At 62.5% G+C, this 10,203-nt stretch carries 8 protein-coding genes; all 8 read left to right on the forward strand.

All coding sequences use genetic code 11. The features are described 5' to 3' along the window. The first annotated feature begins 40 nt into the window (after positions 1 to 40). The 8 genes from FJ426_RS30475 (at position 41) to FJ426_RS30510 (ending at position 9,913) form a co-directional block, all read left to right on the forward strand. The gene (locus FJ426_RS30475) at positions 41 to 823 is read left to right on the forward strand and encodes a DeoR/GlpR family DNA-binding transcription regulator (RefSeq protein WP_140525811.1); all 783 of its coding nucleotides are present in this window, start codon (positions 41 to 43) and stop codon (positions 821 to 823) included. Continuing rightward, on the forward strand, positions 820 to 2,187 hold the full coding sequence (locus tag FJ426_RS30480) for an FGGY-family carbohydrate kinase (protein WP_140666482.1): 1,368 nt from the start codon (positions 820 to 822) through the stop codon (positions 2,185 to 2,187). The genes FJ426_RS30475 and FJ426_RS30480 overlap by 4 nt, the downstream gene beginning before the upstream one ends. Beyond that, the gene (locus FJ426_RS30485; protein ID WP_140825690.1) at positions 2,184 to 3,755 is read left to right on the forward strand and encodes a sugar ABC transporter ATP-binding protein; all 1,572 of its coding nucleotides are present in this window, start codon (positions 2,184 to 2,186) and stop codon (positions 3,753 to 3,755) included. The genes FJ426_RS30480 and FJ426_RS30485 overlap by 4 nt, the downstream gene beginning before the upstream one ends. Further along, entirely contained in the window at positions 3,752 to 4,750 is a 999-nt protein-coding gene (locus FJ426_RS30490) for a ribose ABC transporter permease (RefSeq protein ID WP_140517933.1), read from the forward strand. The genes FJ426_RS30485 and FJ426_RS30490 overlap by 4 nt, the downstream gene beginning before the upstream one ends. Positions 4,751 to 4,830: 80 nt before the next feature. Beyond that, positions 4,831 to 5,769, forward strand: coding sequence for an ABC transporter substrate-binding protein (locus FJ426_RS30495; protein WP_140517934.1), 939 nt, complete (start codon positions 4,831 to 4,833; stop codon positions 5,767 to 5,769). A gap of 72 nt (positions 5,770 to 5,841) precedes the next feature. Next, entirely contained in the window at positions 5,842 to 6,735 is an 894-nt protein-coding gene (locus FJ426_RS30500) for a sugar phosphate isomerase/epimerase (protein ID WP_140825691.1), read from the forward strand. 312 nt (positions 6,736 to 7,047) lie between these two features. After that, positions 7,048 to 7,401, forward strand: a complete 354-nt coding sequence (locus FJ426_RS30505; RefSeq protein ID WP_140501578.1) for a cupin domain-containing protein — start codon at positions 7,048 to 7,050, stop codon at positions 7,399 to 7,401. 934 nt (positions 7,402 to 8,335) lie between these two features. Beyond that, positions 8,336 to 9,913 (forward strand): alpha/beta hydrolase, encoded by a 1,578-nt coding sequence (locus FJ426_RS30510; RefSeq protein WP_181168466.1) that lies wholly within the window; start codon positions 8,336 to 8,338, stop codon positions 9,911 to 9,913. The last annotated feature ends 290 nt before the right edge of the window (positions 9,914 to 10,203 follow it).

Below are 10,203 nucleotides of genomic sequence, written 5' to 3' on the forward strand. Positions count from 1 at the left end.
CACCAACTGCCGTCGCAGAACGGCGTTTTGGAGGAAACAGTTGAGCGACTCCGGCCGCCAGCGTCAGATCGTCGAACTCTTGCGTGATCGCCCCTTCGCCTCGGTGCGGGAGCTGCAGGAGCGGCTCGGCGTTTCGGCCGCGACGGTGCGGCGCGACATCGACCGGATCGACGAGGCGGGCGAGGCGCGCAAGGTCTATGGCGGTGTTTCGGCGCTCGACGGCACGTCGCAGGCCGGCGTCGCCTATGCCCGGCCCTATGACGAGAATCGCGACCTCGCGGTCGAGGCCAAGCGGCAGATCGCCAACCTAGCCGCGACCATGGTGCGCGACGGCGACGCGGTTATCGTGCATGGCGGCTCGACCTGTTTCCATCTCGGGGTCAAGCTCGCCGAGCGCAGCATCCGGCTCTACACCAACTCGATGCCGCTGGCGGCGTATCTGAGCGATCATGGCCATTGCAGCCTGACCGTTGCCGGCGGCGACCTGCATCGCGAGCCGGGCATCATTCACTCGCTCACCCATCCGGCACCTTTCTACGCTTCGAAGTTCTTTCTCGGCGCGCAAGGCATCGGCCAGGAAGGCTTGCTGGAATCGCACCCGCTGCTGGTGCGCTCGATCGTCGAGCTTAGCCAGTGCGCCGACCAGATCGTCGTGCTGGCCGACAGCCGCAAGCTTTCGATCCAGGCCCGTAACGTTGCGCTGCCCCTGTCGCGCATCGGCACGCTGGTCACCGACGACGGTCTTTCCGATGCCGACGCGCGCATGCTGGAGGATGCCGGCGTCATGGTGCGGATTGCTTCGACCACGGGAGCCATCGCATGAAGGTCGCGGTGCTCGACTTCGGCAAGACCAATTCGAAGCTGTTCGTCTTCGGCCAGGACGGACGCATTCTCGACGAGCGCCGGACCCAGCCGAAATGGACGCGCCAAGGCGGCTTCAGCGTGCTCGATGAGGCCGACCTCCACGATTGGGCGCTCGGCGCCGTCACCGCTGTGATCGAAAACCATGGCGTGGAAGGGGTGATGGTGTCGGGCCATGGCTGCACCTTCGCCCTCGTGGACGACGCGGCGCTGACGCATCCGATCCTCGACTATGAGCAGGAGCCGCCGGCCGAAATCGCCGCGCGGATCGATCGCCGCATTCCGGACTACGCCGAGACGTTCTCGCCGCGGCTGCCGCTCGGTTTCAACTACGGCCGCCACATGCTGTGGCTGCAGGAGGCCGCATCCGACGCTTTCGCGACGGCGAAATGGATTCTCGGCTATCCGCAATATTGGAGCTGGCGCCTTGGCGGCAGGCCGGTTTGCGAAGTGTCCTATCTCGGCTGCCATTCGCATCTGTGGGCGCCGCGTCGTCACGATTTTTCCTCACTGGTCGACGCCGAGGGGTGGCGCCACCAGATGCCGGCCTTCGCGCGTGCCGGTACTGTCATCGGCGAACAGGACTTCGGCAGCGCGTCGCGGCCGCTCGCCATCCACAACGGCGTCCACGACTCGAATGCCGCGCTCCATGCCTATCGGCGGCAGGGGCTGGGCTCGGTGACAGTGGTTTCGACCGGCACCTGGGTCATCGTGCTCAATCCCGACTGTCCGCTCGAGGCGCTCGACCGCGATCGCGACATGCTGGTCAATGTCGATGTGGACGGCGGCCCGGTGCCGACCATCCGCTTCATGGGCGGGCGCGAATTCGCCGCCATCAGCGACGGCTGGCAAGGCCCGGTCGAAGGCGCGGCGGTGCAGCGGGCGATCGATGCCGGCATGATGGCATTGCCGAGCTTCGCGCCGGGCGGGCCGATGCCAGGCCGTTCGGGCCGGCTGGTCGGACGCACGCCTGATGCCGGCGAGCGTGCGGCCGTGGCACTGCTCTATGTCGCGCTGATGCTCGACCTCTGCCTCGACCTCATCCATTCCAGCAACACCGTGATCGTCGACGGCGGTCTCAACACTGGCGGCCTGCTCGCCAGCCTGCTGGCGCAGCTGCGGCCGGAGCAGGCCTTCATGCAGGGCGCTTCGCTGCAAGGCAGCGCCACGGGCGCTGCGGCCCTGGCTTTCGAGAGCGTCGGGCGTGAATTCGCCGCCGAGCCGCCGGAGCCGGTGAAAGCAGTGCGCTTCACCAGCCTCGCCGGCTACCGCGACGGCTGGCGCGATCTGGTCGCCGGGACCGCCGGCAAGGTCGCAGCCCGATGAGCGCGCAGGCCAGGACGGAGACAGCCGGCATGGGGGCGGAACGCCACCCGGTGCTGGAAATGCGCCATATTTCGAAGACGTTCGGCGTGATCCGCGCCCTGCAGGATGTTTCGCTTACCGTCCAGGCCGGCGAGCTGCACGCGCTGATGGGCGAGAACGGTGCCGGCAAGTCGACGCTGATGAAGGTGCTTTCGGGCGCCTATCGTCCCGATCCCGGGGGCGAGATCCTGATCGATGGCATGCCCGCCGCGACCGGCGATCCGATCAAGGCGCGCGCCAGCGGCGTCGCGGTGATCTACCAGGAACTGTCGCTGGCGCCCAATCTGACCGTGGCGCAGAACATTTTCCTCGGCAACGAACCGCGCCGTTTCGGCATCGTCGACCGCGACCAGTGCAACCGGCGCGCGACCGAGATCATCGGCCGGCTCGGCGTTTCCTTTTCGGCGCGTGCCCTGGTTTCCGGCCTGTCACTCGGCGAGCGCCAGCTGGTCGAGATCGCCCGGGCGCTGTCGACCAATGCGCGCATCATCGTGATGGACGAGCCGACCACGTCGCTGACCTCGCGCGAGACCGAGCGGCTGTTCGAGGTGATCGCGACGCTGAAGGCGCAAGGCATCGCCATCATCTACATCAGCCATCGCATGGAAGAGGTCTACCAGCTCGCCGACCGCGTCAGCGTGCTGCGCGACAGCGGCTATGTCGGCACGCTGGAGCGCGCCGACCTCAGCGCCTCGCGGCTCGTTTCGATGATGGTCGGCCGCGATCTCTCGGCGTTCTACAAGAAGGATCACCGCCCGCCGGGCGAAAAGCGCGCCGTGGCGCTGTCGGTGCGCGGCATGTCCGACGGCAGGCTGCTGAAGGACTGCTCCTTCGACCTCTATCATGGCGAGGTGCTGGCGCTGGCGGGCCTCGTCGGCTCGGGCCGCACCGAACTTGCCAGGCTCATCTTCGGCGCCGACCGGCGCAGCGCCGGCACGCTGGAGCTCGACGGCAAGCCGATCGCCATCGGCTCGCCGCGCGAGGCGCTCGATGCCGGCATCGCCTATCTCACCGAGGACCGCAAGGAACTCGGCCTGTTCCTCGACATGTCTATTTCCGACAACATCAACATGGGCGTTCTGGCCAGGGATGCGCGCGCCGGCGGCTTGCGGGACTTCGCCGCCGCCGACAGGCGCGCTGCGAAAGCCGTCGCGGATCTCTCGATCCGCACCCGCTCGGCGCAGGCCAATGCCGGTTCGCTGTCGGGCGGCAACCAGCAGAAGGTGCTGCTGGCCCGCCTGCTGGAGACCGAACCCAAGGTGGTCATCCTCGATGAGCCGACGCGCGGCGTCGATGTCGGCGCCAAATCGGAGATCTACCGGTTGATCGACAGTCTCGCCAGCAAGGGCATCGCCATACTGATGATCTCCAGCGAATTGCCAGAGGTGATCGGCGTCGCCGATCGGGTTCTGGTGATGCGCGACGGCGCCATAGCGGGCGAGGTGACGGCGTCCCGGGGCGAGGCGCTTCGCCAGGAAGCGATCATGGAACTTGCGACGGGAGCGGCCCAGGAAGGACCGAAGGGATGACCGACAGAACGACCGCGACGACGAGTGTGGATCAGGCGGCGGTCAGGAGCCGGCGGCTGCGCACGGCTCTCGCCGCGCTCGGCATGCTGCCGGTGCTGGTGTTGCTGGCGGCCGGCTTCCAGTTCATCAATCCGCGTTTTCTCACCGGCACCAACCTGTTGATCGTCACGCAGCAATCGTCGATCAACATCGTGCTCGCCGCCGGCATGACCTTCGTCATCCTCACCGGCGGCATCGACCTGTCGGTCGGCTCGATCCTTGCCGCTTCCGCAATGGTGGCGGTGCTGGTGTCGCTGGTGCCGGACTGGGGCCTGCTCGGCGTGCCGGCGGCCATTCTGGTCGGTCTCGGCTTCGGGGTCATCAACGGGCTGCTCATCGCCTATATCAGGCTGCCGCCCTTCATCGTCACGCTGGGATCGCTGACCGCCGTGCGCGGCGTCGCCCGCCTGCTCGGCGAAGACACGACCGTGTTCAACTCCGACCTGCCGTTCGACTTCATCGGCAACGGCTCGCTGTTCGGCGTTCCCTGGCTGGTCATCATCGCGCTGACGGTGGTGGTGGTGTCGTGGCTGGTGCTGAAACGCACCGTGCTCGGCACCTGGATCTATGCCGTGGGCGGCAATGCCGAGGCGGCGCGGCTGACCGGCATCAAGGTGCCGCTGGTGCTGCTCTTCGTCTATGGCGTGTCCGGCCTGCTGGCAGGTCTCGGCGGCGCCATGTCGGCGGCCAGGCTCTATGCCGCCAACGGCCTGCAGCTCGGCCAGTCCTACGAACTCGACGCCATCGCCGCGGTCATCCTGGGCGGCACAAGCTTCGTCGGCGGCGTCGGCTCGATCTGGGGCACGCTGATCGGCGGGCTGATCATCGCCGTGCTGTCCAACGGGCTCATCCTGGCCGGCGTCTCGGACATCTGGCAGTACATCATCAAGGGATTGGTCATCATCGTGGCGGTCGCCCTCGACCGCTACAGGCTCCAGGCAGGGGCAAGAACGTGAGTGACCTTGTCGCCGGCATCAAAGACCGGCTTGTGTAACGCACCGTGAGAGGCGCGGGGCATCAGGAGGAAGTAAGCGTAATGAAGACCATCGCCAAACTGCTCTGCGGCGCCGCGTTCGCGGCCGTCGCCATTGCGCCGGCATCGGCCAAGGACCTGAACAAGGTCGGCATCTCGGTCGGCCTGCTCGGCAACCCCTTCTTCGTCGCCACCATCAAGGGCATCGAGGACGCGGCCAAGAAGATCAATCCGAACGTCGAGGTGACGTCGGTGTCGGCCGACTATGACTTGAACAAGCAGGTCTCGCAGGTCGATTCCTTTATCGCCGCCGGCGTCGACGTCATCATGCTCAACGCCGTCGATGCCAAGGCGATCGCGCCCGCGGTGAAGAAGGCGCAGGCGGCGGGCATCGTGGTCGCGGCCTTCGACGTCTCCGCGCCAGGCGCCGACGTCACCGTGATGACCAACAATGTCAAGGCCGGCGAGGAGGCCTGCCAATATCTGGTCGACCAAACTGGCGGCAAGGGCAACTACGTCATCCTCAACGGTCCGGCGTCCTCGTCGATCCTGGAGCGCGTGAAGGGCTGCAAGAACGTGCTTGCCCAGCATCCCGACATCAAGATCCTGTCCGACGACCAGAACGCCGAAGGCTCGCGCGACGGCGGCCTGAAGGTGTTCCAGTCGCTGCTGACCCGTTTCGACAAGATCGACGCGGTGTTCGCCATCAACGATCCGACGGCGATCGGCGCCGAGCTCGCCGCCAAGCAGCTCAACCGCTCGGAGTTCATCTTCACCGCCGTCGACGGCGCGCCGGACATCGAGAAGGAACTGGCATCCGGCAAGTCCATGATCAAGGCTTCTGCCTCGCAGGATCCCTACGTGATGGCCGGCCAGTCGCTGACGATGGCCGCCGACGTGCTTGCCGGCAAGAAGCCGGCGGAGCCGGTGGTGCTGCTCGATCCGAAGCTGATCACCGCCGAGAATCTGAAGGACTACAAGGGCTGGACCGCGGCCCGCTGATCAGTCCAAGGCGGACGCGGCCGGGCTGACCTGCCGCGTCCTCCTCATTTCGTCGCAAAACCGGAGACGATCATGTCGCGCATCGGAATCCACTCTTTCGTCTGGTCGGCGAGCTCGACGCAGGCCGAGCTCGAACGCACGCTGGCCAACACCAAGGAGGCCGGCTTCGACCTGATCGAATTCTCCTATCTCGACCCCGCCAATGTCGATATTGGCGGGCTCGCCAAGCGCATCGCCGATCTCGACCTCGGCGTGGCGATCAGCATCGGCCTGCCGGTCGACGGCGACATTTCGAGCGCCGACAAGGCGGTCGCCGCGCGCGGCGTCGGGATCCTCGACGACACCGTCGCCCTGACGCGCGACCTCGGCGGCCAGAAGGTCGCCGGTATCCTCTCGACCAGCCACGGATTGCAGACCGAGGCGCCGACGCGAGACCAGTGGAACCGCAGCGCCGGGACGCTGGCCAAGGTCGCCGAAACCGCGAAGGCGGCAGGCGTCACGCTCAACCTCGAGATCGTCAACCGCTTCGAGAGCAATCTGCTCAACACTGCGGCGCAAGGCTTGGCCTTCATCGAGGACACCGGCTCCGACAACATCTTTCTCCACCTCGACACCTTCCACATGAACATCGAGGAGGCCGATGTCGGGCTGGCCATCCGCCATGCCGCCGGCAAGATCGGCTATGTCCATATCGGCGAGAGCCATCGCGGCTTCCTCGGCACCGGCAATATCGACTTCGCCGCGATATTCGATGCGCTGACGGCGATCGGCTATGCCGACGATCTCAGCTTCGAATCCTTCTCCTCGGAGATCGTCGACGAGAACCTGTCGAAGAAGACCGCCATCTGGCGTAATCTGTGGACGGACAACATGGCGCTGGCCAAGCACGCGCGCGCCTTCATCGGGCTGGGAATGGAAACGGCAAGGCGCAAGGCGGAACTCGTCGCGGCGCGCCACAAGCCCTGAGGATTTCAGACTGAGGAGCAGCAGGAATTGCCAAATCGCCCACCCCAGGCGCGGACGCGCCTGGTTCCTGGTGCAAGGCCGCGAACTCAGCTTCATTGACTGTGAAGGCAGTTAATGCTACAAATTGCCTATGGTGCTGAGTCGCGCCAGGGACCCGCCGAGCAGGCGGGTTTTTTCGTTCAGAGCTCCGTCAAACAGTGCGAAGGCGCCGGTGAACCCGGATTGGTTGCCCTGGTCCCCCTGGCGGCATTGCCCACGCCACGCGTAACGGCTATCCGACGGTGCGACAGCGAAGCAAAACGGAGCCCCGGCATGACGAACAAGACGATCCTGAAATTCGGCACCGTCGAACACGCGGAAGCCGGCGACCTGCCTGGCTGGATCGCGGTCGAGGGCCGGCCGACCATGCAAACCGCAGTCCAGCACACGACCGCGGACGGCAAGGTGATCTCCGGAACCTGGCGCGCGTCGCCCGGTACGTATCACGCCACCTACACCGACTATGAGTTCGTGCACATGATCGCGGGCCGCATCATCATCACGCCCGACGGCGGCACGCCAGTCGAAGTCGGCCCCGGCGACGCCTTCGTGGTGGAAGCCGATTTCAAGGGAACCTGGAAGATCATCGAGCCGGTGACGAAGCATTTCGTGGTCAGGGTGGGCTGAGGCAGGCTGTCAGACAGACAAGCCAGCCGCTCGCTGGCCTTTGATACCTTTCGTCAATCCCGGCCATCCTCGCATGTCCACGCAACTGGCGGGGCCGTGACTGGCGCCCGGTTGGAGCGAACGGGACCAGAATGCCGGCAGGGCGAACGGTGTCCGCCTTGCTCATCGTGCCATCGCGTGAGACCCCACGGCGAGCAACCCCGCTGTTGGAGCACGCGGAACAACAGGATCCGTGGTCATTTCATTGTTTAGTGAGGAAGGCCTTGCAAGCCGGCGTGACTTCGCTGAGGTGCTGTTTAAGGCAGCCTTGCGCCTTCACTTCGTTGTCCATGTGGCACACCCGCTTGGCGTCCGCTCTACAGGGAGTCTTGTAGGCATCTTTCGCTAAAGCGGCGTCGGTGAGAAAAAGCGATATACAAGCCCAAAGCGCCAGTTGAAGTGACTTTCGATTCCGCATGGTTGTGTTCCCATCGTGAGTGCAGAAGCGCGGTCTTTATATGCGTTAATGCTAAAGAATGGGAATCCACCATAAGGAGGAGGGTGCGAGCACCCGCGCAAAATCGGATGAGCAATGTAGCGCAAAACACGGCTTACATAAGCGCAGTGCTGACCAACTGTCTCGCGCACGGCTCAATCAAAAGCGCTAATATAATCGCCCGGTTTGTCGAGCTTGTTTCCAATTTTGTGTTGGAGTAACCCAATATCGCTTGGGAACACAAAATGGAGAGGGTCGTCAGGCCGGGTGCGGGATAAATTTTTTCCTGCCATTTTTCTGAAATACGGAATTGTTCCTTGGCATCGGAGGGAAATACTCTCCGTCTTGAATAAATAACGAATCCGTGATTGCGGGCGTTTTATTCCTGATTGTCGATGACGCGAAGAATATTCGATCCGTAATCGAGCAGTTTTCGTATACTTATAAATGAGGGGCGAGATGTCTACCGTGTTTAGACGCGCGTACATCAAACCAGGTTGGTGTTTTCTTCTCGTGGTCACGTCGGTTGCGTTCCTCATTTGCCTGGGGGGTGGGGAACTCACTGCGGGTGAGTTCAAGAAAACCAGCTGTTGGTTCGAAATTCCGCGGGATCGGGCAATGACGTGTGGGACCGTGAATGTTCCAGAAAATCGAAAGAAGACGGGCGGTACCGAGGTCGTCCTGTCCGTGGTCGTATTCGAACCGGACCGCGAACGGCACGAACCGGTAGTGTTTCTCACAGGAGGCCCGGGGCAGCCTACCGACATCGCCAATAGCGACGACATCGATGGATGGTGGGAGTTCATCGGCGCCCAGAGCTGGATGATCGGACGCCGAGTAATCGTTGCTGATCAGCGGGGCATCGGAAAGTCCGCTCCCGCCTTGGACTGTTCTCAATATTTCAAGCCCGATCATTGGAACGCCATTCTCTCGAGCGTTGAGGTCGAAACCACCTTTAGCAAGCTCAAGAAAGATGAAGTTCTTGCATGCAGGACGGCGTTGATCGCAAAGGGCATTGATCTTGATGCCTACAACACTGAGGAGAATGCGGAGGATATTGATGACCTTCGGAAGGCTCTCGGGATAGAAAAGTGGGTTCTCTATGGCGTCTCGTATGGCACCAGGCTTGCACTGGAAGTGATGAACCAGCACCCCGAAGGGGTCTCGGCGAGTATACTAGATTCAGTTGTTCCGCTGGACATCAATTACCTGAACGAAGATGGGCCGAATCTCGACCGATCGTTAAAATTGCTAGAGCGAGACTGTGAGGCAGCGAACAGATGCATGAATGGGATATCCAATGCTGTTCAGCTTATTGCAAGACAGCTGGATCGGCAGCCTTTGCTCTTGCGCAGCACAGATAAAGAGGCGCGCTACACATATGTCTCCGGGGCAGATTTCCTCGAGCTTATATTCGGCATTTTATACGATCGCGATGCGCTCCTGACCCTGCCGGAGCTGATCGAGAGGACATACAAACAGGATTTCAGACCCCTGGCGGAGATACTTTTCGATGCTGACGACCTGGAGATCTCCCAAGGTATGGACTTCTCTGTAAGTTGTTCCGACAGCGCTCTCCCCGATCTGAATGGCAAGCAGGACAAATACTGGTCGAAATGGGTTGAGCTGAACGACTACTCCTGGGCATGCCCTCTTTGGATGCTTGAGAACGGGCCAGCATCGCAGGTGCAGCCGCGCCGCACTGACATACCCACTCTTCTGTTGTCGGGAGAATATGATCCAGCAACGCCGACAGCATGGGCGGACCACGCGGCGAAGACCCTTCCTTTCGGCCAGGTGGTGGTCTTTCGGGGGATCGGACACGATGTCATAGATTCCGATCCGTGCGGGTCGAAAGTAGTTGCTGATTTCCTTGCAAACCCCAAGCTCAAGTTGAAGACTGAATGTATCGGTGAGATGGGGGCCCCGCAATTTCCAAGCCCGCCAAAGGAACTGTGGTCGGGAGCGGAGGCACTACACTCTATATCAGCAAATCGCTCAAGGCAGGATAGGTTGAGATTTCGATTTGGGCACTGAAATTCCTCTTAGCCAAAATTGTAAAATCCGATATTTTGCTGATGACGAAGTTAAGCTAAAGCGGAACTCGCAAATCAATTAAACACTACGGTAGTATCGCTTAAGGACCCCTCTCGTCTTGCGGGTGGAAGTCGCGTGCGTGTCGCATTTCGATTATCAAATTCCGAAGTTTCACAGAAATTGTAGGAGGATCGAACAGTGTTTACGTCTCGTCGTGTATTGCTTTCGGCCTTGGGTGCAAGCATCGCATACGCCGCCTTTGGTGGCATCGCGCGTGCGAAGGGCGGTGG

Origin of the sequence: Mesorhizobium sp. B2-6-4, assembly GCF_006441495.1 — a bacterium.
In the GTDB taxonomy this organism is placed as follows: Bacteria; Pseudomonadota; Alphaproteobacteria; order Rhizobiales; family Rhizobiaceae; genus Mesorhizobium.

Coding starts and splice junctions, on each gene's coding strand:
- FJ426_RS30485 (WP_140825690.1), top strand. CDS start 2,184: ATGAGCGCGCAGGCCAGGACGGAGACAGCCGGCATGGGGGCGGAACGC.
- FJ426_RS30480 (WP_140666482.1), top strand. CDS start 820: ATGAAGGTCGCGGTGCTCGACTTCGGCAAGACCAATTCGAAGCTGTTC.
- FJ426_RS30490 (WP_140517933.1), top strand. CDS start 3,752: ATGACCGACAGAACGACCGCGACGACGAGTGTGGATCAGGCGGCGGTC.
- FJ426_RS30505 (WP_140501578.1), top strand. CDS start 7,048: ATGACGAACAAGACGATCCTGAAATTCGGCACCGTCGAACACGCGGAA.
- FJ426_RS30500 (WP_140825691.1), top strand. CDS start 5,842: ATGTCGCGCATCGGAATCCACTCTTTCGTCTGGTCGGCGAGCTCGACG.
- FJ426_RS30495 (WP_140517934.1), top strand. CDS start 4,831: ATGAAGACCATCGCCAAACTGCTCTGCGGCGCCGCGTTCGCGGCCGTC.
- FJ426_RS30510 (WP_181168466.1), top strand. CDS start 8,336: ATGTCTACCGTGTTTAGACGCGCGTACATCAAACCAGGTTGGTGTTTT.